Source organism: Streptomyces cyaneus (genome assembly GCF_004028635.1).
GTDB lineage: Bacteria > Actinomycetota > Actinomycetes > Streptomycetales > Streptomycetaceae > Streptomyces > Streptomyces cyaneus.
The window spans coordinates 217541-242801 of sequence record NZ_ML138678.1 but is presented as its reverse complement, the minus strand read 5'-3'; the positions used below and the strand labels follow the sequence as shown (position 1 = coordinate 242801).

At 70.0% G+C, this 25261-nt stretch carries 27 protein-coding genes; 18 read left to right on the top strand and 9 right to left on the bottom strand.

What is annotated here, in order from left to right; all coding sequences use genetic code 11:
• The first annotated feature begins 56 nt into the window (after positions 1 to 56).
• From EHO50_RS01135 to EHO50_RS01110, 6 genes are all read left to right on the top strand, one after another.
• Complete coding sequence (locus EHO50_RS01135) at positions 57 to 677, top strand: TOPRIM nucleotidyl transferase/hydrolase domain-containing protein (RefSeq protein WP_128427892.1); 621 nt, start codon at positions 57 to 59, stop codon at positions 675 to 677.
• Between the two features lie 140 nt (positions 678 to 817).
• Positions 818 to 1858 (top strand): N-acetyl-gamma-glutamyl-phosphate reductase, encoded by a 1041-nt coding sequence (argC, locus tag EHO50_RS01130; protein WP_128427891.1) that lies wholly within the window; start codon positions 818 to 820, stop codon positions 1856 to 1858.
• Positions 1855 to 3006: a bifunctional glutamate N-acetyltransferase/amino-acid acetyltransferase ArgJ gene (gene argJ / locus EHO50_RS01125; protein WP_128427890.1), complete on the top strand. Its 1152-nt coding sequence runs from the start codon at positions 1855 to 1857 to the stop codon at positions 3004 to 3006. Before argC ends, argJ begins: the two co-directional genes overlap by 4 nt.
• Complete coding sequence (gene argB, locus EHO50_RS01120; RefSeq protein WP_128427889.1) at positions 3003 to 3917, top strand: acetylglutamate kinase; 915 nt, start codon at positions 3003 to 3005, stop codon at positions 3915 to 3917. Before argJ ends, argB begins: the two co-directional genes overlap by 4 nt.
• On the top strand, positions 3914 to 5122 hold the full coding sequence (locus EHO50_RS01115; protein ID WP_128427888.1) for an acetylornithine transaminase: 1209 nt from the start codon (positions 3914 to 3916) through the stop codon (positions 5120 to 5122). Before argB ends, EHO50_RS01115 begins: the two co-directional genes overlap by 4 nt.
• Positions 5123 to 5141: 19 nt before the next feature.
• Positions 5142 to 5696, top strand: coding sequence for an arginine repressor (locus EHO50_RS01110; RefSeq protein ID WP_128427887.1), 555 nt, complete (start codon positions 5142 to 5144; stop codon positions 5694 to 5696).
• An 82-nt stretch (positions 5697 to 5778) separates the two neighbouring features.
• Here EHO50_RS01110 and EHO50_RS01105 read toward each other — a convergent pair whose 3' ends face one another.
• The 6 genes from EHO50_RS01105 to EHO50_RS01080 form a co-directional block, all read right to left on the bottom strand.
• Positions 5779 to 6582 (bottom strand): FAD:protein FMN transferase, encoded by an 804-nt coding sequence (locus EHO50_RS01105; protein WP_246100982.1) that lies wholly within the window; start codon positions 6580 to 6582, stop codon positions 5779 to 5781.
• Positions 6575 to 7375 carry an FMN-binding protein gene (locus EHO50_RS01100; protein ID WP_128427886.1) on the bottom strand — a complete coding sequence of 267 codons (801 nt, stop codon included), beginning with the start codon at positions 7373 to 7375 and terminating at the stop codon, positions 6575 to 6577. Before EHO50_RS01100 ends, EHO50_RS01105 begins: the two co-directional genes overlap by 8 nt.
• 38 nt (positions 7376 to 7413) lie before the next feature.
• Entirely contained in the window at positions 7414 to 8796 is a 1383-nt protein-coding gene (locus EHO50_RS01095) for a ferredoxin reductase family protein (protein ID WP_164904722.1), read from the bottom strand.
• A 153-nt stretch (positions 8797 to 8949) separates the two neighbouring features.
• Positions 8950 to 9651: a L,D-transpeptidase family protein gene (locus EHO50_RS01090; protein ID WP_128427885.1), complete on the bottom strand. Its 702-nt coding sequence runs from the start codon at positions 9649 to 9651 to the stop codon at positions 8950 to 8952.
• Between the two features lie 3 nt (positions 9652 to 9654).
• Positions 9655 to 10242 carry a pyridoxamine 5'-phosphate oxidase family protein gene (locus EHO50_RS01085; RefSeq protein WP_128427884.1) on the bottom strand — a complete coding sequence of 196 codons (588 nt, stop codon included), beginning with the start codon at positions 10240 to 10242 and terminating at the stop codon, positions 9655 to 9657.
• A 121-nt stretch (positions 10243 to 10363) separates the two neighbouring features.
• Positions 10364 to 11233 (bottom strand): hypothetical protein, encoded by an 870-nt coding sequence (locus EHO50_RS01080; protein ID WP_128427883.1) that lies wholly within the window; start codon positions 11231 to 11233, stop codon positions 10364 to 10366.
• Positions 11234 to 11499: 266 nt separating this feature from the next.
• Here EHO50_RS01080 and argH point away from each other — a divergent pair, with 266 nt between their 5' ends.
• The 5 genes from argH (at position 11500) to EHO50_RS01055 (ending at position 17183) form a co-directional block, all read left to right on the top strand.
• The gene (gene argH / locus EHO50_RS01075) at positions 11500 to 12930 is read left to right on the top strand and encodes an argininosuccinate lyase (protein ID WP_128427882.1); all 1431 of its coding nucleotides are present in this window, start codon (positions 11500 to 11502) and stop codon (positions 12928 to 12930) included.
• Positions 12931 to 13120: 190 nt separating this feature from the next.
• Complete coding sequence (locus tag EHO50_RS01070) at positions 13121 to 13951, top strand: alpha/beta fold hydrolase (RefSeq protein ID WP_246100981.1); 831 nt, start codon at positions 13121 to 13123, stop codon at positions 13949 to 13951.
• An 86-nt stretch (positions 13952 to 14037) separates the two neighbouring features.
• Entirely contained in the window at positions 14038 to 15009 is a 972-nt protein-coding gene (locus EHO50_RS01065) for an aldo/keto reductase (RefSeq protein ID WP_128427880.1), read from the top strand.
• Between the two features lie 102 nt (positions 15010 to 15111).
• Positions 15112 to 15663: a TetR/AcrR family transcriptional regulator gene (locus EHO50_RS01060; protein ID WP_220096409.1), complete on the top strand. Its 552-nt coding sequence runs from the start codon at positions 15112 to 15114 to the stop codon at positions 15661 to 15663.
• The gene (locus EHO50_RS01055; protein WP_128427878.1) at positions 15660 to 17183 is read left to right on the top strand and encodes an MFS transporter; all 1524 of its coding nucleotides are present in this window, start codon (positions 15660 to 15662) and stop codon (positions 17181 to 17183) included. The genes EHO50_RS01060 and EHO50_RS01055 overlap by 4 nt, the downstream gene beginning before the upstream one ends.
• 94 nt (positions 17184 to 17277) lie before the next feature.
• Here EHO50_RS01055 and EHO50_RS01050 read toward each other — a convergent pair whose 3' ends face one another.
• Entirely contained in the window at positions 17278 to 17952 is a 675-nt protein-coding gene (locus tag EHO50_RS01050; protein ID WP_128427877.1) for a lysophospholipid acyltransferase family protein, read from the bottom strand.
• A 370-nt stretch (positions 17953 to 18322) separates the two neighbouring features.
• Here EHO50_RS01050 and EHO50_RS01045 point away from each other — a divergent pair, with 370 nt between their 5' ends.
• The 3 genes from EHO50_RS01045 (at position 18323) to EHO50_RS01035 (ending at position 20622) form a co-directional block, all read left to right on the top strand.
• Positions 18323 to 19495: a glycerophosphodiester phosphodiesterase gene (locus EHO50_RS01045; RefSeq protein WP_128427876.1), complete on the top strand. Its 1173-nt coding sequence runs from the start codon at positions 18323 to 18325 to the stop codon at positions 19493 to 19495.
• Between the two features lie 74 nt (positions 19496 to 19569).
• Entirely contained in the window at positions 19570 to 20079 is a 510-nt protein-coding gene (locus EHO50_RS01040) for a sigma-70 family RNA polymerase sigma factor (protein WP_128427875.1), read from the top strand.
• 45 nt (positions 20080 to 20124) lie between these two features.
• Positions 20125 to 20622 (top strand): GNAT family N-acetyltransferase, encoded by a 498-nt coding sequence (locus EHO50_RS01035; protein WP_128427874.1) that lies wholly within the window; start codon positions 20125 to 20127, stop codon positions 20620 to 20622.
• Here the strand turns inward: EHO50_RS01035 and EHO50_RS01030 are convergent.
• Both EHO50_RS01030 and EHO50_RS01025 read right to left on the bottom strand, forming a co-directional pair.
• The gene (locus tag EHO50_RS01030; RefSeq protein ID WP_128427873.1) at positions 20612 to 21034 is read right to left on the bottom strand and encodes a hypothetical protein; all 423 of its coding nucleotides are present in this window, start codon (positions 21032 to 21034) and stop codon (positions 20612 to 20614) included. The two genes, EHO50_RS01035 and EHO50_RS01030, sit on opposite strands and share 11 nt — an antisense overlap.
• A gap of 1 nt (position 21035) precedes the next feature.
• Positions 21036 to 21395 carry a hypothetical protein gene (locus EHO50_RS01025; RefSeq protein WP_128427872.1) on the bottom strand — a complete coding sequence of 120 codons (360 nt, stop codon included), beginning with the start codon at positions 21393 to 21395 and terminating at the stop codon, positions 21036 to 21038.
• A 155-nt stretch (positions 21396 to 21550) separates the two neighbouring features.
• On the opposite strand from EHO50_RS01025, the gene EHO50_RS01020 reads away from it, so the two are divergent.
• The 4 genes from EHO50_RS01020 to EHO50_RS01005 all read left to right on the top strand — a co-directional run bounded on the left by EHO50_RS01020 (position 21551) and on the right by EHO50_RS01005 (position 25251).
• Positions 21551 to 22198, top strand: a complete 648-nt coding sequence (locus EHO50_RS01020) for an HAD-IA family hydrolase (RefSeq protein WP_128427871.1) — start codon at positions 21551 to 21553, stop codon at positions 22196 to 22198.
• 385 nt (positions 22199 to 22583) lie between these two features.
• Positions 22584 to 23627, top strand: a complete 1044-nt coding sequence (locus tag EHO50_RS01015) for a methionine ABC transporter ATP-binding protein (RefSeq protein WP_164904720.1) — start codon at positions 22584 to 22586, stop codon at positions 23625 to 23627.
• Entirely contained in the window at positions 23624 to 24349 is a 726-nt protein-coding gene (locus EHO50_RS01010) for a methionine ABC transporter permease (RefSeq protein WP_128427870.1), read from the top strand. Before EHO50_RS01015 ends, EHO50_RS01010 begins: the two co-directional genes overlap by 4 nt.
• A gap of 68 nt (positions 24350 to 24417) precedes the next feature.
• Positions 24418 to 25251, top strand: a complete 834-nt coding sequence (locus EHO50_RS01005) for a MetQ/NlpA family ABC transporter substrate-binding protein (RefSeq protein WP_128427869.1) — start codon at positions 24418 to 24420, stop codon at positions 25249 to 25251.
• Positions 25252 to 25261 lie beyond the last annotated feature (10 nt).

The following is a 25261-nucleotide window of genomic DNA, read 5'->3' as shown; positions in this document are numbered from 1 at the left end:
CCGAGGGTGCCGAATAATCCGTGCCCTGCCTTCGGCCGGAGGTGCAGACTCGCTTCATGGCCGACATGCGAGCGTTCCGGGACGAGGTCCACGGCTGGGCGGCCGGCGGCCCCGGCGAGGCTGCGAGTGATCTGGCTGTGCGGCTGGGGGTGCGCACTGCGGTGCTGCTGGAAGGGCCGAGTGACCTCGCGGCCGTAGAGGCGCTGGCCGCACGGCGTGGCCGGGACCTGGCCGCCGAGGGCGTGTGCGTCGTGGCGATGGGCGGGGCGATGAGCGTCGGCCGCTACACCGGCCTCCTCGGCCCGTCCGGCCTCGGCCTGCGCCTGGCAGGACTGTGCGACGAGGGCGAGCAGCGCTTCTACGACCGCGCCCTGCAGCGGGCCCGGGCGGCGTCGCACTCGGCCTTCTTCGTGTGCGTGCGAGACCTGGAGGACGAGCTCATCCGCGCGCTGGGCACGGCACGGGTCGAGGAGATCGTCCGCACCGAGGGCGACCACCGCGCCTGGCAGACCTTCCTGCGCCAGCCCGCCCAGCACGGCCGGCCCCGGCAGCAGCAGTTGCGGCGCTTCCTCGGCACGAAGAAGGGCCGCAAGATCCGCTACGGCCACCTCCTCGTCGAAGCCCTGGACCACGACCAGGTACCGGCGCCCCTCGACGACCTCCTTGCGAGCCTGTGACCGAGGCACCGAAACACCGAGGCACGCCTCTGACGGCAGCCGACGAAAGCCGCGCCACAAGTCTCCGTGCATACCCACTCGCCCAGATTGCATAAACGTGCATCGAAACGTATAGTCATGCCGTCTAGGAGGAGGATTCCATGGCGGTACGTGCGGCAGTGGCCGGAGCGAGTGGATATGCGGGCGGGGAACTGCTGCGTCTGCTCCTGGCGCACCCCGAGGTAGAGATAGGGGCCCTGACCGGGAACTCGAACGCAGGGCAGCGGCTCGGTGCGCTGCAGCCGCACCTGCTGCCCCTCGCCGACCGCGTGCTCCAGGAGACCACGGCCGAGGTACTGGCCGGGCAGGGCCGGAGGCATGATGTCGTCTTCCTCGCCCTGCCCCATGGACAGTCCGCCGCCGTCGCCGAGCAACTCGGCCCCGATGTGCTGGTCGTCGACATGGGTGCCGACTTCCGGCTGAAGGACGCGGGTGACTGGGAGACGTTCTACGGCTCCCCGCACGCCGGCACCTGGCCGTACGGCCTGCCCGAACTGCCGGGTGGCCGCGCCGCGCTGGAGGGGTCCAAGCGCATCGCGGTACCCGGCTGCTACCCGACCGCCGTCTCGCTCGCCCTCTTCCCGGCCTACGCCGCCGGCCTCGCCGAGCCCGAGGCCGTGATCGTCGCCGCCTCCGGCACCTCCGGCGCGGGCAAGGCGCTCAAGCCGCATCTGCTGGGCAGCGAGGTCATGGGCTCCATGACGCCGTACGGCGTCGGCGGCGGCCACCGGCACACGCCCGAGATGATCCAGAACCTCAGCGCGGCGGCGGGCGAGCGGGTCTCCGTCTCCTTCACGCCGACCCTCGCGCCGATGCCCCGCGGCATCCTCGCCACCTGCACCGCGAGCGCGCGCCCCGGCGTCACGGCGGACTCCGTCCGCGCCGCGTACGAGAAAGCCTTCGCCGACGAGCCCTTCGTCCACCTCCTCCCCGAGGGGCAGTGGCCGGCCACGGCGTCCGTCTACGGTTCGAACGCCGTTCAGGTGCAAGTCGCATTCGACGCCGCCGCGAACCGCATCATCGCGATCAGCGCCATCGACAACCTGACCAAGGGCACGGCCGGCGGCGCCGTCCAGAGCATGAACATCGCCCTCGGGTTTCACGAGAACACCGGGCTTTCCACGATCGGAGTCGCACCGTGAGTGTCACGGCAGCAAAGGGATTCACGGCCGCGGGCATCGCGGCCGGAATCAAGGAGAACGGCAACCCGGACCTGGCCCTCGTGGTCAACACCGGGCCCCGCCGATCCGCCGCGGGCGTCTTCACCTCCAACCGCGTCAAGGCCGCACCGGTGCTGTGGTCCGAGCAGGCCCTGAAGGGCGGTCAGGTCTCCGCGGTCGTCCTCAACTCCGGGGGCGCCAACGCCTGTACGGGACCCAAGGGCTTCCAGGACACCCACGCCACCGCCGAGAAGGTGGCCGAGGTGCTCGGCCGCGGTGCCATCGAGGTGGCCGTCTGCTCCACCGGCCTCATCGGTGTGCTGCTGCCCATGGACAAGCTGCTCCCGGGTGTCGAGACCGCCGCCGCCCAGCTCTCCGAGCACGGCGGCGAGAAGGCCGCCATCGCCATCAAGACCACCGACACCGTGCACAAGACGTCCGTCGTGACGAAGGACGGCTGGACGGTCGGCGGGATGGCGAAGGGCGCCGGCATGCTCGCGCCCGGCCTCGCCACCATGCTCGTCGTCCTCACCACCGACGCCGCCCTCGACAGCGACGTACTGGACAAGGCACTGCGCGCCGCCACCAAGGTCACCTTCGACCGCGTCGACTCCGACGGCTGCATGTCGACCAACGACACCGTGCTGCTGCTCGCCTCCGGCGCCGCCGAAGTCACCCCGGAGTACGAGGAGTTCGCCGAGGCGGTACGGGCCGTCTGCGACGACCTCGGACAGCAGCTGATCCGGGACGCCGAGGGCGCCAGCAAGGACATCAAGGTCGAGGTGGTCAACGCCGCGACCGAGGACGACGCCGTCGAGGTGGGCCGCTCCATCGCCCGCAACAACCTCCTCAAGTGCGCCATCCACGGCGAGGACCCCAACTGGGGCCGTGTCCTGTCCGCGATCGGCACGACGTCCGCCGCCTTCGAGCCGGACCAGCTCAACGTCGCCATCAACGGCGTCTGGGTGTGCAAGAACGGCGGCGTGGGCGAGGACCGCGAGAAGGTCGACATGCGCTACCGCGAGGTGCACATCGTCGCCGACCTCGCCGCCGGCTCCGAGACCGCCACGATCTGGACCAACGACCTCACCGCCGACTACGTCCACGAGAACAGCGCCTACTCCTCATGACCAACTCACCCGCGCGCAAGCACACCGCGCTCCCCAAGGCCCAGATCCTCATCGAAGCGCTGCCCTGGCTGGTCCGCCACAACGGCAAGACCGTCGTCATCAAGTTCGGCGGCAACGCCATGATCGACGAGGACCTGAAGGCCGCGTTCGCCCAGGACGTCGTCTTCCTGCACCACGCCGGCCTCAAGCCGGTCGTCGTGCACGGCGGCGGACCGCAGATCAGCGCCGCCCTCGACAAGCACGGCATCGTCAGCGAGTTCAAGGCGGGCCTGCGCGTCACCACCGAGGACGCCATGGACGTCGTACGGATGGTGCTGGCCGGGCAGGTCCAGCGGGAGCTGGTCAACCTGCTCAACGAACACGGCCCGCTGGCCGTGGGGTTGACCGGCGAGGACGCGCACACCATCACCGCCACCAAGCACCAGCCCGAGATCGACGGCGAGTTGGTCGACATCGGGCGGGTGGGCGAGATCACCGAGATCGACACGGGCGCGATCGAGGCCCTGCTCGCCGACGGCCGTATCCCGGTCGTCTCGTCGATCGCCCGTAGCCAGGACGACGGACATGTCTACAACGTCAATGCTGATACGGCGGCTGCGGCACTCGCTGCTGCTCTGGGCGCCGAAACCCTCATGGTCCTCACGGACGTCGAGGGCCTCTACGAGGACTGGCCCAACTCCGACGAGGTGATCAGCCGCCTCACCGCTTCCCAACTGGAGAAGCTGCTGCCGGAGTTGAGCTCCGGCATGGTGCCGAAGATGGAGGGCTGCCTGCACGCCGTGCGCAACGGCGTCAACACCGCCCGCGTCATCGACGGCCGGGTCCAGCACTCGATCCTGCTGGAGATCTTCACCGACGAAGGCATCGGCACGATGGTCGTGCCGGACGCGCAAGAGGGGGATGCCGGATGACGGGCACCGCGACCAACGCAGAGTTGACCCAGCGGTGGCAGGGCTCGCTCATGAACAACTACGGCACCCCGAGGCTGCCTTTCCTGCGCGGTGAGGGCCTGAAGCTCTGGGACGCCGACGGCAAGCAGTACGTCGACTTCGTCGGCGGCATCGCGACCAACGCGCTCGGCCACGGCCACCCCGCGATCGTCGAGGCCGTCAGCAAGCAGATCGCGTCCCTCGGCCATGTCTCCAACCTCTTCATGGCCGAGCCGACCATCGCCCTCGCCGAACGGCTCCTCCAGCTCTTCGGCCGGGACGGCAAGGTCTTCTTCTGCAACTCCGGCGCCGAGGCGAGCGAGGCCGCGTTCAAGATTGGCCGGCTGACCGGGCGGACCCACATGGTCGCCACCGAGGGCGGCTTCCACGGCCGCACGATGGGCGCCCTCGCGCTCACCGGCCAGCCCGCCAAGCAGGACCCGTTCCTGCCGCTGCCCGGCGACGTCACGCATGTGCCGTACGGCGACGCGCAGGCGCTGGCCGCGGCGGTGACGGAGGAGACCGCCCTGGTGATCATCGAGCCGATCCAGGGCGAGAACGGCGTCGTGGTCCCGCCCGCCGGCTATCTGAAGGCGGCGCGGGCGATCACCGCCGCCAGCGGTGCGCTGCTCGTCCTCGACGAGGTGCAGACCGGCATCGGCCGTACCGGGCACTGGTTCGAGTACCAGGCCCACGAGGGCGTGCTGCCCGACGTCGTCACGCTCGCCAAGCAGCTCGGCGGCGGGCTGCCGCTGGGGGCGACGGTCGCCTTCGGGCGGGCCGCGGAGCTGCTGCAGCCCGGTCACCACGGGACGACCTTCGGCGGCAACCCGGTCGCGTGTGCCGCGGGACTGGCCGTTGTGGACACCATCGCGAACGACGGGTTGCTGGAGAACGTCAAGCGGCAGAGCGAGAAGTTGCGGGACGGGATCGAGGCGCTGGGCCACCCGTTGATCGATTATGTCCGGGGCGCGGGACTACTCCTGGGTATCGTGCTCACCGAGCCGCTCGCCGCCAAGGTGCAGCAGGTGGCTCAGGACGCCGGTTTCCTGGTGAACGCGCCCGCCCCCGATGTCGTACGGCTCATGCCGCCGCTGAACCTCGGTGACGACGAAGTGGAGGCGCTTCTTCAGGCGCTGCCCGGCATCCTGGACGGGGCCGACGACGAGGCCGACGGGGACGGATGATCCGGAGAATGAGACGACGATGAGTCATGCGCAGGACCACGGGCACAACGACGCGAACGGGGCCGCCGGGCCCGCCGTGCCGCAGACCCGCACCGCACGTCACCGCCGGATCGTGGACATCCTCAACCGGCAGCCGGTGCGGTCGCAGAGCCAGTTGGCGAAGCTGCTCGCCGATGACGGGTTGAGCGTCACCCAGGCGACGCTCTCCCGGGATCTGGACGAGCTCAACGCGGTGAAGATCCGTAACAACGAGGGCGATCTGATCTACGCGGTGCCCAGTGAGGGGGGTTTTCGGACCCCCCGTGCGCCGCTGGGTGAGTCGGCCAAGGAGGAGCGGATGCGGCGGCTCTCCCAGGAGCTGCTGATCTCCGCGGAGGCTTCCGCGAACCTCGTGGTCCTGCGTACCCCTCCGGGGGCCGCGCAGTTCTTGGCCTCGGCCATTGATCAGGCCGAGCTGCAGGACATTCTCGGCACGATTGCCGGTGACGATACGTTGCTGCTGATCAGCCGGAATCCTACGGGGGGTCAGGCCTTGGCCGATCACTTGCTGAGGTTGGCGCAGAACGGCCACTGAGTGGGGTGGTGGCGGTCGTTCGCCGACTGCGGGTGAGTTGTGGCTGGTCGCGCAGTTCCCCGCGCCCCTTGAGGGGTGGCAGTCAGCCCAGTCGAGAGGCCAGGCCTCCTGTGCAGCGGACTTCATCCCCTGCTGTGATCAGTAGGGCCTCCACCCCCGGCAGCGACTCCAGCCAGCGCAGACCCTGTCGCGAACCCATCGCGAAAGCCGCCGTCGCCCAGCAGTCCGCCCAGGTCAGTTGGGGGGCCACCACCGTCACCGCCACCAGGTCCGTCACCGCCGATCGGCCGGTGCGGGGGTCGACTATGTGGGCGCCGCGTTCCACGGTGCCGGATGTGGCGACCGCCAGTTCGTCGAGGCCGGCGGCGGAGATGACCGCCGCGAGGCCGCCCGGGCGAAGGGGGTCGGAGACTCCTACGCGCCAGGGCCGCTGTGCCCCCGGCACGCCCAGCAGCTGGACGTCGCCGCCGCCGTTGACGCTCACGCCGGTCACGCCGGGGACCTGCGCCAGGCGACGGGCCGCGCGCTCGACGGACCAGCCCTTGACGATGCCGGTCGGGTCGAGGCGGCCCTGGTACGACGTGCTGAACCAGCCCTCGCTGAGCCGCTCCGCCTCGGCGCCCAGTTCGAGCACCTCGGCGACCTGCGGATCGCACCGCTCGACGGTCAGCTCACCGCGCGCCAGCCGGGAGACCTGGCTGTCGTCGCGGTAGGTGCTGAACACCTCGTCGACCCGGTGCAGTGCGGTGACCGCCTCTTCCAGTGCCGACTTGACGGCACCGGGTTCCCCGCCGCGGACGTCGAAGGAGAAGACCGTCCCCATGACCTCCTCCGCATGACGTACCGCGGCGGGAGCTTCTGCCGGTTCCGCCACCGTGTCAGCCACCGGCCTGGTCCAGGGCCGACTGGAGGGACTCCTTGTAGCCGGCGCTGGTGTACGTGGCTCCGGAGACCGCGTCGATGTCGGCGCTGCCCGCCGCCACGGCTGCCTGGTTGAGCTTCGGTACGGCGTTCGCGGTGACCTGGTCGCTCTGGCCGCCCTTGGGCGTCTGGACCGCCTCGGCCTTGGTGATCTTGCCGCCGTTGACCGTGATCCGGACCTGGACCGGCCCGTACTGGGTCTGGGCGACACTGCCGGTGACGGTACGGGCCTGGGCGGCACCCGAACCCTGCGATCCGGACCCTTGCGATCCGGAGCCCTGTGACCCCGAGCCCTGCGACGAACCGGCGCTCGCCTTCGCCTTGTCGATGGCCGACTGGAGGGATTCCTTGTACCCGGCGCTGGTGTAGGTCGCCCCGGACACCGCGTCGATGCTCGCGCTCTGCGCTGCGACCGCCGCCTGGTTGAGCTTGGGTACGGCGTTCGCGGTGATCTGGTCGCTCTGGCCGCCCTTGGGTGCCTGGACGGCCTCCGCCCGGGTGATCTTCCCGTTGGCCACGGTCAGCCGGACCTGCACGGCCCCGTACTGGGTCTGCGCCGCGTCACCGGTGACCGTGCCGTTGCCGGCCGCCTGGGCGCCGCCCTGCGGCGACTGTGCCGCCACGGGTGGTGCCGCGCCGCCCGCCGCCTGCGCGGAGGCCGGGTCCGTCGCCGGCTTCAGCGACAGCAGCAGCACGATCCCGGACACGGTGGCCGCACCGGCCAGCACGACACGCCGGATGGGGTGACTCTTCCTCATGGCTCCTACAGCTCCTGAAGTCTTTTGAGTCCCGTCGCTCACATCTCGAACGACTCGTGATGGATGCGGCGGGCGGGCACACCCGCGCCGCGCAGTGCTTCGTAGACGGACTGCGCGAAGCCGGCCGGCCCGCACATGAACACGTCGTGCTTGTCGATGTCGGGCAGCTTCTGGAGCAGCCGCTCCGCCGAGATGTCCGGCCGCTCGCCGTCCGGGCTGTTGACCGCGTACATCAGCCGGGCACCGCGCTCGTCGGCGATGGCCGCGAGCTCGTCCCACAGCGCCAGGTCCTGGGTGCTGTTGGCCCGGTAGAGCAGGGTGATGTCGCCGGACGCGCCGGGCAGCGTCTCGAACAGGGCCCGCATCGGCGTGATGCCGACGCCGCCCGCCACCAGCAGCACCTTGCCCCGGCTGCGGCGCTGGGCGGTCATCGCGCCGTACGGCCCCTCGGCCCACACCTTGGTGCCGGGCCTCAGGTCGCGCAGCCGCGAGGTGTGGTCGCCGATCGCCTTGACGGTGATCCGCAGCATGTCGGGGCGGGGCGCCGCCGACAGCGAGTAGGGGTGGGAGCTGAACCGCATGCCCGGTGCCTTGAACCGCCAGCGGAAGAACTGCCCGGCCTCCGCGCCCATACGGTGCAGCTTGCGCCCGCCGATCAGCACCGACACGATGCCCGGCGTCTCCTCGATGACCGCCTCGACATACATCCGGTGCCGCAGGTTGAGGCGGATCGGGGTGAGGATCCGGTACCAGACCACCAGTGCGGTCACGACCCCGTACAGCCCGTACCAGAAGGTCTTCGCGGACGGCTCGACGGCGAACTCGTTGCCGGTGGTGATCTGGTGCCAGAACGTCAGATACACGGCCGCGTAGGTGAGCAGGTGCACGTGGTACCAGGTGTCGTACGGGATCCGGCGGCGGATCCCCCCGATCGAGATGAACGCGATGAAGAACAGCAGCCCGGTGCCGATGGCCGCCTTGCCCATGTCCGGCAGCGTGTTGACCGAGTCGATCGTCTGCTGGACCACATCGCCGAGCGTCTTGCCGGCCTGGAGCGCGTACGCCCACATGGTGAGGAAGACATGCGCGATGACCAGGCAGATCGTGTAACGACCGCTCATCGCGTGCCAGCGCGCGACCCGGTCCGAGCCCACCCGCCGCTCCAGCGCGGGCACCCGGGCCATCTGCAGCACCACCAGCGCCATGAGATATCCGGCCAGCAGTCCGGTGATCCGCCCGGCGGCGAGGATCTTGGCGGTGTTGTCCGCGAGGGACGGCGTGTTGTCCCACCACAGCCACAGCACCGCCGCCGCGCCCGCCCATAGGGCGATCACCAGCGGGACGGCCGGGGATCGGCGCGGGCGGATGCGGCGCATCGTCTGGCGGCGGGCGGCACGGCCGCCTGCGAGCGTGGTGGTCACGGTTCCTCCGGGGACGGGAGCAAGGGGAGTGCGTGATGGGCGTGGTCCCTTGGCCCAGAGATACGTGCGGGGAGGTCCGTGTGTTCAGTGGGGATTGCTCGGTGCTCGCGTAGTACCGGCTCGGTGCTCGCTCAGTACTTGGCCATTACTTGCTCAGTACCGGGTGATCGCCGTGGTGCCGTTCGCCGTCCCGATCGCGATGTGCGGTTTTTGCCGGGGATCGGCCCACTTGAGGATCCGCCTCATCGCGTCCTTGGGCACCGACACACAACCGGCCGTCGCCCCGCGCCCCTTCACATGCAGGAAGATCCCGGCCCCGCGCCCCTTCACCGGACGCTCGTAGTTGAAGGCGATGACGAGCGCGTGCGCGTACAGCGCCCCGTACGAGATCAGGTGCTCGGACTCGGCGCCCCGGCAGTCGCGCGCCAGGGGCTCGGTCCAGCGGTTGTAGGCACGCGAGTCGTTGTCCTGGCACCACCAGGAGTCCTTGTGAACGCGGCGGTACTGGTACGCCGTCCCGCGCGGCGCCGCCTCGACACCGAAGGCGTACGGCAGCCCGTACAGCCCCGTGGGCGTCGTGTTCGTGCTCTGCTTGCGCTCGGCCCCCTCGACGAGCCCCTTCGCCCCGAAGCGGGCCGGCGCCGAACCGGCCTTCACCCACTGCCCGTCGACCCGGTCCCACCAGGTGACCGTCCCGGACGTCGAGGCGGTCCTCGGTGCCACCGCGGTGATCAGCTGGGTACCGCCCCCGGTGTCGGCCATGCGCGCGGGCAGCGGTCGCGGTGGCCCCTCGCCCGGCGCGGCGCCGAGCACGAGGAGGGAGGCGGACGCGAGGGCGACGACACCGGGGCGCATGGCTCAGACGCTAGACGGAGGCAGCGGCAACGGCAGCCCGGGTAGGCCATCCAGGCTCGTCGCGATGTGCTCCTTGTTGGCGAAGTACGCGCTGAGCGAGGCGTCGTCCTCGCGCGCGAAGCGCCTGGCGTGCAGATCGCGGTCCTCGTCGTACGTCATGAAGGGCACCGCGTAGCCGCAGGAGTCACGGACCGTGTCGGCCGTCACGACGATGATCGCCCGCAGGCCGTGCAGGCTCGGATCGATGTCCGGGAAGTGGCTCAGCAGTTCCTTGAAGCGGGGGTCGTCACGCAGCACCGCCTCGCCGCGGCCGTGCACCCGGACGATGTTGGGCGGGCCCTGGAACGCGCACCACATCAGGGTGATCCGGCCGTTCTCCCGCAGATGCGCGATCGTCTCCGCGGTGGAGCCGGCGAAGTCCAGGTAGGCGACAGTGAGTTCGTCGAGGACGGCGAAGGAGCCCTTGAGGCCCTTGGGGGAGAGGTTGACCGTGCCGTCGCCGGAGAGGGGGGCGGTCGCGGTGAAGAAGAGGGGCTGCGCCTCGATGAAGGTGCGCAGCCTGCCGTCTATGCGTTCATAGGTCTTTCCCATGTCTAACGATTATGGGTGCAACTCTTTCGCCTGTCTAACGAATTGTGGCATTCGTTCGGCAGGCGTCGCCGTGGCCGCCCCGGCCGGCGTGCCGACGGGGCGGCCACGGCTGTCCGTCACGTCACTTGGTGAGCGTGCAGGCGGCCAGGGAGTTCAGTCCCTGGGGCTTGGCCGCCGTACGGCCGATGGAGATGGCGATGCGGTCGATCGTCGACACCCGCTTGTCCTTCAGCGGGCCGAGGATGGCGTTCTGCACGAAGTTGGGCCCGCCCTGGCCGACCGAGGAGGCGAGGCGCTTGTCGGCCTCCTGGATCTGCGTGTTGAGCAGCGCGAGGTTGCGGTCGACCTCGGCCTTCGCGGTGGCGGGGACCGCCGGGAGCTTCGACTTCACGTCCGGGCAGGAGATGGTGCCGGCGGCGTTGGTGTTGCCCGCGTTGCCCGCATTCCCGGTGTTGCCCGTGTTACCGGTGTTCCCCGTGTTGCCACCGGCCTGCTTGGTGGGCGTCGCGCTCGGGGTCGCGGCAGCCGCGTTCCCGTTGGCGTTGAGGGTGCAGGGTGCCAGCGCGTCCAGGCCCTGCGGCTTGGCGGCCGTGCGGCCGATGGCCGTCGCGATGCGGTTGACCGTCGCGACCCGCTTGTCCTTCAGGGGGCCGAGGATGGCGTTCTGGACGAAGTTGGGCCCGCCCTGGCCCACGGTGTCGACCAGCCGCTTGTTGGCTTCTTGGATCTGGGTGTTGAGCAGGGCCAGGTTGCGGTCGACCTCGGCCTTCGCGGTGGCGGGGACCGCGGGCAGCTTCGACTTCACGTCGGGGCAGGAGATCGTGCCGGGACCGGCCAGCGTCCGGGCGTTGGTGCCGGCGCTCTTCGAAGACGATGTCGTCTCCCCGGCGAGGGCGAAGCCGGCGATCACCGTGCCGGACAGCGCTACCGCGGCGGCGCCGCCGATGAACGTGACGCGACGCTTGTTGTACTTCGGAAGAGCCCTGGACATGCGGATGCCTCACTCGGGTTCGGGGGTGTCGTCGTTTCCGAACGCGGCGCCTGCGTTCGGCGAGAGATACGAGTAAGCGGTTTCCCGTGTTCAAAGGATCTTCAAATTTCCTACCGCGGTCCGCCGGAATTGACGAATCATGCAGTCCTCTGCATACTCATGCATGTCAATGTGTGGTGAGCGCGCACTAGCCTGACGACCGCCTCCCCGTTCACGCCACGGGGAGGCGGTGCCACACACGCAGACCCTCCCGAGGAGCGCAGCAAGTGAGCAGCAACAGCGGTGACGTCCGGCTCTGGGGCGGCCGTTTCGCCGACGGTCCCGCCGAGGCCCTGGCCAAGCTGTCCGCGTCCGTCCACTTCGACTGGCGGCTGGCACCGTACGACATCGCCGGTTCGCGTGCCCACGCGCGCGTGCTGCACAAGGCGGGGCTGCTCACGCAGGACGAGCTGACCCGGATGATCGCCGGGCTCGACCAGCTGGAGGCGGATGTCGCCGACGGCTCCTTCGTGGGCACGATCGCCGACGAGGACGTCCACACCGCCCTGGAGCGCGGGCTGCTGGAGCGCCTCGGCCCGGACCTGGGCGGCAAGCTGCGCGCGGGCCGGTCGCGGAACGACCAGGTGGCCACCCTCTTCCGGATGTACCTCCGGGACCGCGCCCGCATCATCGGCGGCCTGATCGCCGATCTCCAGGACGCGCTCATCGGCCTCGCCGAGGCCCACCCGGACGTGGCGATGCCCGGCCGCACCCACCTCCAGCACGCCCAGCCGGTGCTCTTCGCCCACCATGTCCTGGCCCATGTCCAGTCGCTGACCCGGGACGCGGAGCGGCTGCGCCAGTGGGACGAGCGCACGGCGGTCTCGCCGTACGGCTCGGGTGCCCTGGCCGGCTCCTCCCTGGGCCTGGACCCGGAGGCGGTGGCGAAGGACCTCGGCTTCGAGCACGGGTCCGCCGCCAACTCCATCGACGGCACGGCGTCCCGTGACTTCGTCGCCGAGTTCGCCTTCATCACCGCGATGATCGGCGTGAACCTCTCCCGGATCGCCGAGGAGATCATCATCTGGAACACGAAGGAGTTCTCCTTCGTGACCCTGCACGACGCGTTCTCTACCGGCTCGTCGATCATGCCGCAGAAGAAGAACCCCGACATCGCGGAGCTGGCGCGCGGCAAGAGCGGCCGCCTGATCGGCAACCTGACGGGGCTGATGGCCACGCTCAAGGCCCTGCCGCTCGCCTACAACCGCGACCTCCAGGAGGACAAGGAGCCGGTCTTCGACTCCTGTGACCAGCTGGAGGTCCTGCTCCCCGCCTTCACCGGCATGATGGCCACCCTCACCGTCAACCGCGAGCGCATGGAGGAACTGGCCCCGGCCGGCTTCTCCCTCGCCACCGACATCGCCGAGTGGCTGGTCAAGCAGGGCGTCCCCTTCCGGGTCGCGCACGAGGTCGCCGGCGAGTGCGTCAAGGTCGCCGAGTCCGAGGGCAAGGAACTGGACGAGCTGACGGACGACCAGTTCGCGAAGATCTCGTCCCACCTCACGCCCGAGGTCCGCTCGGTCCTCAACGTCCCCGGCGCCCTGGCCTCCCGCAACGGTCGCGGCGGCACGGCACCCAGTGCGGTGGCCGTCCAACTGGCGGAGATCAAGGCGGACGTGGCGGCCCAGCACGAGTGGGCCACGGCCAAGCGCGCCTAGCATCCCCGGTCGACAGAAGGGCCCGGACATCGCGTCCGGGCCCTTCGTGCTGTCCCGGCGCGCCCGGTAACGGAAAGGATTCGGCCACTGGCCGAATCATTGACTTCCCCCTACTCGGAAGTAAGTATTCCGGTTCCCGGTCGACATTGCCGAACGCCGGTCGATCATGGTCGAGCATGAAAGGGACATCATGCGCGCGAGACGCACAAGACGAACCGCCCGCCTCCTCCTCGCCGCCGCCGCGACCGCCGCCCTGTGCGCCCTCGGTCTCATGGCCCCCGCGAGCGCCGCCGGCACTCCGCCGCCCGGTGCCAACGACTGGTCCTGCAAGCCGGATTCGGCCCATCCGCAGCCCGTGGTCCTGGTGAACGGCACCTTCAAGACCTCGTACGAGAACTGGCTGACCCTCTCGCCCGCCCTGGCGAACGCCGGATACTGCGTCTTCTCCTTCGACTACGGGGACCTGGAGACCGCCCCGATCCCGGACTCGGCGGCCGAACTGCGCGACTTCGTGAACGCCGTGCTCGGCGCGACCGGGGCCAAGAAGGCCGACATCGTCGGCCACAGCCAGGGCGGCATGATGCCCCGCTACTACGTCAAGTTCCTGGGCGGCGCGACCAAGGTCGACGACCTCGTCGGCATCGTGCCCTCCAACCACGGCACCACCAACCCGCTCGCCCTCGTGGCCGGCGCCACTCTCTGCCCCTCCTGCGTCGACCAGACCGCCGGCTCGGGCCTCCTCCAGAAGCTCAACTCCGCCCCGGAGACCCCGGTCGGCCCCGACTACACGGCGATCGCCACCAAGTACGACGAGGTCGTGCTGCCGTACACCAGTTCCTTCCTCAGCGGGCCCGCCTCCTATGTCACCAACGTCCTGCTTCAGGACCGTTGTCCGCTCGACCTCACCGAGCACGACCAGGCGCCCAAGTCCCCGCTGGTGCAGCAATGGGTGCTCAACGCCCTCGGGCGCAGCGGTCCTGCCGACCCGGCCTTCGGGCCGCGCTGCGTCAGCGCGGGCTGAGCCGCCGCGTCCGTCCGGGCCGAGGCGGACGGGCGTCGGTAGATTGGTGCGGGTCACCCGTCCGTCGACCGTGCACGGAGCCCGCCATGCCGTTCAGCCGTCTGGCCGCCACGACCACGCCGACCGCGCATCTGGGACTCGGCCTGGCCGCCGTGGGCCGCCCGGGGTACATCAACCTCGGCCGGGAGGAGGACCTCCCGGCCGAGCGCACCGTCGACGCCCTGCGCACCCGCACCCACGAACTCCTCGACGCCGCCTACGCCCAGGGCGTCCGCTACTTCGACGCGGCCCGCTCCTACGGCCGCTCCGAGGAGTTCCTCGCCGACTGGCTGCACGCCCGCCCCGACATCGACGACATCGTCGTCGGCAGCAAGTGGGGCTACACCTACACCGCCGGCTGGACAACCGACGCCGAGAAGCACGAGGTCAAGGACCACACCCTGGCGACGTACGAGCGCCAGCGCGCCGAGACCGACGCCCTCCTCGGCGACCGGCTCGACCTGTACCAGATCCACTCGGTGACCCCGGACAGCCCCGCCCTCACCGACAAGGACCTCCACGCCAGGCTGGCCGAGGCCGCCGCCCAGGGCCTCGCCATCGGCTTCTCCACCAGCGGCCCCGCCCAGGCCGACGCGATCCGCGCCGCGCTCGCCGTGACAGTCGACGGCGAGCCCCTCTTCCGTACCGTCCAGTCGACCTACAACGCCCTGGAGACCTCGGCCGGCCCCGCCCTCGCCGAGGCCCACGACGCCGGGCTCACGGTGATCGTCAAGGAGGGCATGGCCAACGGGCGACTCGCGGACCCGTACGCCCCGGACGCGCTGAAGGCCGTAGCCGAAGAAACGTCTCTGGGCTGCGACGCCGTCGCCCTCGCCCTGATCCTGCGCGAGCCCTGGGCCGGCGTGGTCCTCTCCGGCGCCGCGACGACCGTACAGCTCGCGTCCAACCTGCATGCCGCCGTGGTCGACCTCGACGAGGGCCAGCTGGAACGGCTCGGTGCGTTGGTGGAAGAGCCGGGCGCGTACTGGGAGCGGCGCGGGCAGCTGCCCTGGCACTGACGCGCGCCGCTGACGCGCCACTGATCAAGGGAAGAGTCGTGGGTGTGAGTCACACACGCCCAGTATGAGACATCAATGTCTCACATGGGCTATGGTTGTCTCATGGCCGTCGATCGTGACCACGTACTGCGCAGTGCCGCAGCCCTGCTGACCCGCAAATCCACCGCGACCATGGACGAGGTCGCCAAGGCGGCCGGGATCAGCCGGGCCACGCTGCACCGGCACTTCGCCGGGCGCGACGCGCTCGTGCGGGCGCTGGAGGCGCTCGGTATCGCGGAGTGCGAGGCAGCGGTGGACGCGGCGCGGCTGGACGAGGGGGCGGCGAGTGACGCCGTACGCCGCATGGTCCGCGAGATCGAGCCCGCCGCCGGACTCCTCGCCTTCCTCTACACCGAGAACCAACTGTTCGAGGGCGAGGAGCAGCACGAGGGCTGGTCCAGGATCGACGGCCGTATCGCCGCGCTGTTCCGGCGCGGACAGGACAGCGGCGAGTTCCGGATCGACCTCACGCCCGCGTGGCTCACCGAGGCCCTGTTCGGGCTGCTCGCCTCCGGCGCCTGGGTCGTGCAGAGCGGCAAGGTCGCCCCCAACGACTTCCACCACATGATCGTCGAGCTGTTGCTCGGCGGCGCGCTCAGAAGAGAGGAATCATGACCAGCACCCTGCAGCCGGCGACCACGACCGAGGCGGTGAAGCGCCCGGGCCGCTGGCTCGCGCTGTCCGTCCTCGTGCTCGCCGTGCTGCTGGTGGCCGTGGACGCGACCGTCCTCGGCCTCGCGACCCCCTACATCAGCGAGGACCTGAAGCCCTCCGGCACCCAGCTGCTGTGGATAGGCGACGTCTACTCCTTCGTCATCGCAGGCCTGCTGGTGTCGATGGGCAGCCTCGGCGACCGCATCGGCCGCAAGCGGATCCTGCTCCTCGGCGCCACCGCGTTCGGCGCGATATCCGTGCTCAACGCCTACGCGACGACACCCGAACTGATGATCCTGGCCCGGGCGTTGCTCGGTGTCGCGGGCGCCACCCTGATGCCCGCCACGCTCGCCCTGATCCGCAACCTCTTCCACGACCCGCGCGAACGCAGCCTCGCCGTCGGCATCTGGGGCGCGACAGCCTCCGCCGGTACGGCCATAGGCCCGATCGCCGGTGGCTTCCTGCTCGAACACTTCTGGTGGGGCTCGGTCTTCCTGATCAACCTGCCGGTGATGGTGGTCCTCGTCCTCGTCGGCATCAAGCTGCTGCCCGAATCGCGAAACCCGAGTTCCGGCCCGTGGGACCTGGTCAGCGTCGCACTGTCGCTCATCGGCATGGTCGGCATCGTGTACGCCGTGAAGGAGGCCGCCACCCACGGCTTCACGTGGCCCACGCTCGCCGCGGGCCTGCTGGGCGCGGCCGCGCTGTACGGCTTCGTCCGCCGCCAGTTCACCCTGCCGACCCCGCTGCTGGACATGCGGCTGTTCCGCCACCGCGGCTTCAGCGGCGCGGTGCTCGCCGACCTGCTGACCATCCTCGGCCTGTCCGGCCTGGTGTTCTTCCTCTCCCAGTTCCTGCAACTCGTGCAGGGCAGGGGGCCGTTCGAGGCGGGTCTGGCCGAACTGCCCGCCGCGATCGGCGCGGTGGTGGCCGGCCTGCTCGCCGGCCGCGCGGCCCGCCGCTTCTCGGTACGGGCCGTCGTCTCCGGCGGCCTCGCGGCGATCGGCCTCGCCCTGGCCGTGCTCACGGTGATCGACCGCTCGACGGGCTACCCGCTGCTCGGGGCCGCCCTGCTGGTGGTCGGCGTCGGCGCCGGGTTCTCGTTCACGGTGACGTCGGACGTGATCCTCTCCAGCGTGCCGAAGGAGCAGGCGGGCGCGGCGAGCGCAGTGTCCGAGACGGCGTACGAGCTGGGCGCCGCTCTGGGCATCGCCGTACTGGGTTCGATCGTGACCGGTGTGTACCGGGACTTCACCGGCCCGGCGGGCACCCCGGCGGAGGCACACGAGTCACTGGGCGGCGCGGTGGAGGCGTCAGCGGGGTTGCCCGCGCAGACGTCCGAGGCGATGTTGGACGCGGCCCGCCAGTCCTTCGTGGACGGCCTGGCGCTGGCGTCGGGCGTAGGCGCGGCGGTGCTGCTCACTGCGGCAGTGGCAGCGTGGTTCCTCCTCCGCGGCCAACGGCTGGACAACGCCGCTTAGGGGGCGCGGGGCTGTATCGATTTGCGGCTCCGCCGCGTGGGCACGAGCAACCACAGATCACCCGCAGCCGCCGTACCTGAGAACTCGAACGGCGCTACGCCGCCTCTTTGGCCTTGCTCGCGTACATGTCCACGTACTCCTGCCCGGACAGCCGCATGACCTCGGCCATCACCGAGTCGGTGACCGCCCGCAGCACGTAACGGTCCCGGTCCATCCCTTCGTACCGGGAGAACTCCATGGCCTCGCCGAAGCGGACCGTCACCTTACGAGGCCGGGGCATCCCCGCCCCACCCGGCTGGATCTTGTCCGTGCCGATCATGGCGAACGGGACGACCGGCGCCCCGGTCATCAGCGTCAGGCGTGCGATGCCGGTGCGGCCCCGGTACAGCCGCCCGTCGGGCGACCTCGTGCCCTCGGGGTAGATGCCGAAGACCTTGCCCTCCTCCAGGATGCGGCGCCCGGTCATCAGGGCCGCGACACCGCCCCGGCCGCCGTCGCGGTCGACCGGGATCATGCCGACGCCGGTGAAGAACCACGCCATCAGGCGGCCCTTGAGGCCCTTGCCGGTGACGTACTCGTCCTTGCCGATGAAGAGAACCTGACGGTCGCAGACCAGCGGCAGGATCATCGAGTCGATGAACGTGAGGTGGTTGCCGGCCAGGATGACCGGACCGTCGCCCGGGATGTGCTCCGCGCCCTCCACCTGTGGGCGGAACATCAGGCGCATGATCGGTCCGAGCATTGCCTTGATGAGCGCGAAGCGGGACAACGGGCCCTCCGGTGTCAAGGGATTCGGTATGAGTATGTGCAGGTGAGGACGATACTCGCGGTTCCCCGGGTCCCGCACATCGGGTGGGCCGACTTCACCGAGGCCTTACGCACTGTTGACGTACGTTTACCTGCGGTGGCGCGGCGTGGGCGGTGCGTAACGCCCCCGCCATGATGTGACGGACATCGCCCCGAGGGCCTACCCGACGCGTTCCCCGCACCGCCGGACCCATTCCGACGGGCCGTCACCCCACCTTTCCCGTACGACATTCAGCGTCACCCGCGAGTTCGGCCGGAGGTCTCCCATCCGTCATGGAGGCGCACCTACGATCGGCGCGCACTGAATGGTCGGAAGGTCAGGGAGGGCCCTCATGGGAACCCAGGAGAACGAGCAGGCGGGCGTAACCGGACGGCGGATGCTTCTCGGCGCGGCCGTGCTCGGCGCGGGCGGAGCGGTCCTCGGGCTGTCCGGTACGGCCAGAGCAGCCGAGGCCCGGCACGGCGGCAGCGGTGGAGGTGGACTGAAGAGCCTGCCCAAGCCGACGATCATCGGCCACCGCGGCGCCAGCGGCTACCGCCCCGAGCACACCCTCGGCTCCTACCAGCTGGCCCTCGACATGGGCGCCGACATCGTCGAGGCGGGTGACCTGGTCCCCACCAAGGACGGCCACCTCGTCTGCCGGCACGAGCCGGAGATCGGCGGCACGACCGATGTCGCGGACCATCCCGAGTTCGCCGACCGCAAGAAGACCAAGCTCCTCGACGGTGTCTCCACCACCGGCTGGTTCACCGAGGACTTCACGCTCGCCGAGCTGAAGACCCTGCGCGCGATCGAGCGCATCCCGGCCAACCGTCCGCACAACACCCTCTACAACGGCCGCTGGGAGATCCCCACCTTCGAGGAGGTCCTGAAGTGGCAGGACGAGCAGAGCCGTAAGCGCGGCAAGCAGGTCTGGATCTACCCCGAGCTCAAGCACCCCACCTACTTCCGCAAGCAGGGCCTCGCCCTGGAGGAGCGGATCGCCAAGGTGCTGCACAAGCACGGCAAGGACAAGCGGAACTCGCCCGTCATCATCCAGTCCTTCGAGCCGACCAGCATCCAGCGCCTGAACAAGCTGGTCGACAACCCGCTGGTGGTCCTGCTCTCCGGCCCGGCCACCCGCCCCTGGGACTTCGTCGAGACGGGCGACCCGCGCACCGTCGCCGACCTGGTCAAGCCGGCCGGCCTGCGCGAGATCGCCTCCTACGCCCAGGGCATCGGCCCCACCCTGGACCTGGTCATCCCGAAGGACGCGAGCGGCAACCTCACCACGCCCACCACGCTGGTGAGCGACGCGCACAAGGTCGGCCTGGTCCTGCACCCCTGGACCATGCGCAACGAGAACCCCTTCCTCCCCGCGAGCTTCCGCAAGGGCACCGACGCGGACGCCTACGGAGACGTGTTCGGCGCCTACAAGGTCTACTTCGCGACCGGCATCGACGGCGTCTTCACCGACAACCCGGACACGGGCGTGCTGGCCCGCGAGGACTTCGTCAACGGCTGAGCGCCACGCCCCGGTTGGGGTGACTGTCGGCCGCCCGGGCAACCCTGTGCCCGGGCGGCCGCGTCGTGCCGCATATGACGGACGACCTCGTTGCCGCCCTGCGCCCGCTGCTGCTCGCTGAGGCCTCCGCCGAGGCACCCGCCTGCGGAACGGATCCGGGCGACCTGGAACAGGCGGTCTGGCTCCGTCTCCTGGAACACCTCGACTCGGACGGCCCACCCGTGGACCCGCAGGGCTGGCTGCGCCGGGCCGTCCGCTCCGAGGCCCGCCGAAGCCGTCGTACGACGCGACGAGAACAGCCGTACGAGAGCGAGCCCGCCGCCGACAGCGAGCGTCACGACCCCGAACACCTCGCCCTCGCCTCCGCCCGCCGCCGGGCCCTGCGTGAAGCGGTACGCCGCCTCCCCGGCCGCTGCCCCCGCCTCATGGAGGCCCTGCTCTCCCCGAACGACCTGACATACCGGGAAATCGCGGGGGAGTTGGGTATCTCACAGGGCAGTCTCGGCCCGGAACGTTCCAGATGCCTGGGATGTCTGCGTCGATTGCTCACACCGGAGGTTGCGGCCCGCGGAGTGCGGGGATAGGAGTGAGGAACAACAGGCGATCAGGTGAGCGGGAGGCGTGCGCACATGGGCATGAGCGTGACCATCTCTGCGGCGACCGAGCAGGACGCGGAGCAGATCTTCAGGCTGCAGTACCTGTGCTTCCAGAGCGAGGCGGCGCTGTACGGCAACTACCGCATCGACCCGCTGGTCCAATCCCTGGACTCGGTGCGCGCGGAGGTCGCCGGCGACTGTGTCTTCGTGGCGCGGCTCGGCGAGGAGGTCGTCGGCTCGGTCCGTGGCAGCGTCACCGCGGACGGCGCCGCCGCCATCGGCAAGCTCTGCGTCCACCCCCGTCTCCAGGGCCACGGCATCGGCGCACGACTGCTCCGCGCGGCCGAGTCCGCCCTGGCGGAGGAGCGGGGCGCCACCAAGTTCCGCCTCTTCACGGGCCACCGCAGCGAGGGCAACCTGCGGCTGTACCGCAAGGTGGGCTACGAGGCGGTGGGCACGTCGAAGGGGGCGGACGGGGTCCCGATGATCGTCCTGGAGAAGCCGGCGGGGGCGTACGCCACTACCGCTTGACGGTGCGCGCCTTGCGGAGCCAGTACAGGGCCGACACCGGCAGCAGTACGGGGATGAACAGATATCCCATGCCGTAGTCGGACCAGACGGTCGCATCGGGGAACGCCGAGGGTTCCACCAGGGTCCAGGTGCCGACGATCAGGACGCCCGCGAGTTCGGCGGCGCAGCACACCAGCGCCGCCTTGCGGGCCTTCTCGCCGCCCCTGACGAGCGTGTACGTGATGAACCCGTAGACGAGCCCCGCCACCGCCGACAGCGCATACGCGAGCGGCGCCCGGTCGAACTCCGTCGCGATCTGGTACGCCGATCGCGACACCGCCCCGACCACCATCACGCCGTACAGCCACACCAGCAGAATCCCGGGCCCGCTGATCAGCCGCGTCATGGTGGGCTTTTCCTGCGTCACGGCCACCTCAGCCTCCCCAGATGTCATAGAGCCGCACCTCCAGCACGGCCAGCACCACACCGCCGGCGGCGACCGTCACCGAACCCCACTTGGACCGCTCGGCCAGCGACATGAAGCCGGCGGCCGGAATGCACGCGAACGAGCCCAGCAGATACGCCACGAAGATCGTCGTGCCCTGCTCCGGCTTCTCGCCCCGCGCCAGCAGCACGATCCCGACCACCAACTGCACCAGGGCCAGCACCGTCACCACGGCCATCCCGATGAAGTGCCAGTCCTTCGTCGGCTGGTCTCGGTACGCGGCCCACCCGCACCAGGCGGCGAGCAACAGCGCGGCGACACCGGTCACCAGCGTCAGGGCATCAAGCATGGAGCGACCTTAATACGGCCCAAAAGACCTGATGCGCCCGGCCCCGGCGGTCAGGCGGGCGGGTTCGTCGGCGACGAGTCCGGCGTTCACGCGGGCCATGATCGACGCCCGGAGCCGTGTCCGCCGGACTCCGGCGGCCCCGTAGGGTCTAGACCATGACGATCCATGCACGCGCTCTCCTGTTCGACAACGACGGCACCCTTGTCTCCTCCCTCGCCTCCGTGGACCGCTGTTGGGCGAGGTGGGCCGACGAGTACGGCGTCACGGAGGAGTTCGGCAAGGTCGAGCTGCACGGGCGTCCGGCCGTCGAGATAGTCGCCGAGCTGCTGCCCGCCGATGTCGTACCGGAGGCCCTCGCGCGGATCGAGGCGCTGGAGGTGGAGGACGTACCGAACGACGGCGTCCACCTGCTCCCCGGCACCAGGGCGTTCCTCGACTCGCTGCCCGCCGAACGATGGGCCGTCGTGACCTCCGCCACGCGCCGCCTCGCCGAGGCCCGGCTCGACGCGGTCGAGGTCCTCCCCAAGACGATGGTCACCGCCGACGACATCACGCGCGGCAAGCCCGACCCCGAGCCCTACCTCCTCGCCGCCCGTGAACTGGGCGTCGACCCGGCCCACTGCGTCGTCTTCGAGGACGCCCCCGCCGGTCTGGCGGCCGGTCGCGCCGCCGGGATGACCACCGTGGCGTTGACCACAACCCACCAGGCTCACGAGCTCGATGCCGACCTGGTGGTGCAGGACCTGTCGGCCCTGTCCGCCCTGGTCACGGACGCCGGAGTCGACATCTCCGTACGCGGCTGACACCTGTCCGCTGCTGTCCAGAATGCGGACAGCGGCGGTCGGTAAGGACCGTACGTCTGGTTTACTGATCGCATGACCACGACGAGCTGCCGCACCTTTGCGACCGAGGCGACCATGACGCCCGGTGCTCGTTGTATGTGTCGAATGTGCGCCTGCTAGAGGGCCCCTGCACCACCCCGCGCCTCGCGCCCCGAAGCGAGAGCCCGCTCATGTCCACGCGTACGCCCCGCGTACGGGACTGAGCCCCGCCCCCGCGCACACGATTCTCCTCCCCGGTTCCACCGCGCCCCCGAGAACCGTGCTGCGTTCTGGCTGCCTTCGACCACGAACGCCACGTGCCCGGCACCCACGACGTGCCGCGCACTCGACAGTGACGGAAACCCCAGTGATCACCACAACGGGCCTGACGAAAATTTACCGGGCTCACCGCTCCCACGGCCGCGAGGTCACCGCCCTCGACGGCGTCGATCTCCACGTCCGCGAAGGCGAGGTGTACGGCGTCATCGGCCAGTCCGGCGCCGGCAAGTCCTCGCTCATCCGCTGCGTCAACCTGCTGGAGCGCCCCACCGCCGGGACGGTGACCGTCGCCGGGCAGGACCTCACGGCCCTCGCGGGACGCGGTCCCCGGGCCGGCAAGGAACTCCGCCAGGCGCGCAGCCGTATCGGCATGGTCTTCCAGCACTTCAACCTGCTGTCCTCCCGGACGGTCCAGGACAACGTCGAGCTGCCGCTCGAAATCCTCGGCAAGTCGGGCAAGGAGCGCTCCCGCAAGGCGCTCGAACTCCTCGACCTGGTGGGTCTCGCGGACAAGGCCAAGGCCTACCCCGCCCAGCTCTCCGGCGGCCAGAAGCAGCGCGTCGGCATCGCCCGCGCCCTGGCCGGCGACCCCAAGGTGCTGCTCTCCGACGAAGCCACCAGCGCCCTCGACCCGGAGACCACCCGCTCCATCCTCCAGCTGCTGCGCGACCTGAACCGGCAGCTGGGCCTGACCGTCCTGCTCATCACCCACGAGATGGACGTCGTGAAGTCGATCTGCGACTCCGCCGCGCTCATGGAGCAGGGCCGCATCGTCGAGTCCGGCACCGTCAGCGAGCTGCTCGCGACCCCCGGCTCCGAACTCGCCTCCGCGCTCTTCCCGGTGGGCGGCGAGGCTTCCGGCGACGACCGCACCGTCGTCGACGTCACCTTCCAGGGCGAGGCCGCCACCCAGCCGGTCATCTCCCAGCTCTCGCGCACCTACAACATCGACATCTCGATCCTCGGCGCCGCCATCGACACCGTCGGCGGCCTCCAGGTCGGCCGCATGCGCATCGAACTGCCCGGCCGCTACGAGGACAACGTCGTGCCGATCGGCTTCCTGCGCGAACAGGGCCTGCAGATCGACGTACTGGGCCAGGAGCCCGTTCTGCTGAAGGAAGGTGCCAAGTGACCTGGTCCGAGATGCAGCCCCTGCTGGAGCAGGCGTGTTGGGACACCCTCTACATGGTCGGCTGGTCCACCCTCATCGCCGTCGTCGGCGGCCTCCCGCTCGGCATCCTCCTCGTCCTCACCGACCGGGGCGGCCTGCTCCAGAACGTCCTCGCCAACAAGGTCATCGGGCAGATCGTGAACGTCGCCCGCTCGATGCCGTTCATCATCCTGATGGTCGCGCTGATGAGCTTCACGCGCTGGGTCACCGGGACGACGATCGGCCGCGAGGCCGCCATCGTGCCGCTCGCGATCGGCGCGATCCCGTTCTTCGCGCGCCTCGTCGAGACGGCTGTCCGCGAAGTGGACGGCGGGCTCGTGGAGGCCGTGCAGTCGATGGGCGGCAACACCTGGACCGTCGTACGCAAGGTCCTCGTACCCGAGTCCCTGCCCTCGCTGATCGCCAGCACCACGACCACGATCGTCGCCCTCATCGGCTACTCGGCCATGGCCGGCACGGTCGGCGCCGGCGGCCTCGGCGACATCGCCATCCGCTACGGCTACCAGCGCTTCGAGACCGAGCTGATGTGGCTGACCGTCGCGATCCTGGCCGTCGTCATCTCGCTCATCCAGTTCGCCGGCGACTACGCGGCCCGGTCCCTGCACCGCAGGGGTGGCCACTCGGGCGCGGCACCGAAGCTGCGGCTGCTGAAGGCGTCCACGGCGACGAGCAAGACCGTCTGAGCCTCCCCCCTGATCTCCCCGTGGCACCCATCACGGGGTCGCACCACCCATAAGGAAAGGCACTTTTCGTGCGTAACACCGCCAAGTTCACCACTGCCGTCCTCGCCGCCGGAGCCCTCACCCTCGGGCTCACCGCTTGCGGCTCGGACAAGGACTCCGGTTCCGACGCGAGCGCCCCGCTGAAGGTCGCCGCCACGCCCACCCCGCAGGGCGAGATCCTCACGTACATCAAGGACAAGCTCGCGAAGAAGGCCGGCCTCGAGCTCGAGGTCAAGGAGTTCACCGACTACGTGACGCCGAACACGGCCGTCCAGCAGGGTGAGGTCGACGCCAACTACTTCCAGCACCAGCCGTACCTGGACGACTTCAACAAGAAGAACGGCACCGACATCGTGGCCGTCCCGAACGCCACGGTGCACCTGGAGCCGCTCGGCGTGTACTCCCAGGGCGTCAAGAAGCTCACGGACCTGAAGAAGGGCGCCACGGTCGCCGTCCCGAACGACACCACCAACGAGGCCCGCGCGCTGAAGCTGCTCGAAGCCAACGGCGTGATCAAGCTGAAGGCGGGCGTCGGCTACGAAGCGACCCCCAAGGACATCGCCTCCAACCCCAAGAACCTTCAGTTCAAGGAGCTCGAGGCGGCCCAGCTGCCGCGCTCCCTCGGTGACGTCGACGCCGCGGTCATCAACGGCAACTACGCGCTGGAGGCCGACCTCAGCCCGGCCAAGGACGCCATCGCCGCCGAGTCGCCCAAGGACAACCCGTACGGCAACTTCCTCGCCGTGAAGAAGGGCAACGAGGACGACCCGCGCGTGCAGAAGCTGGCGAAGCTGCTCACCTCGCCCGAGGTGAAGAAGTTCATCGAGGACAAGTACGACGGCGCGGTCGTCGCCGCCTTCTGACGGCGCGTAT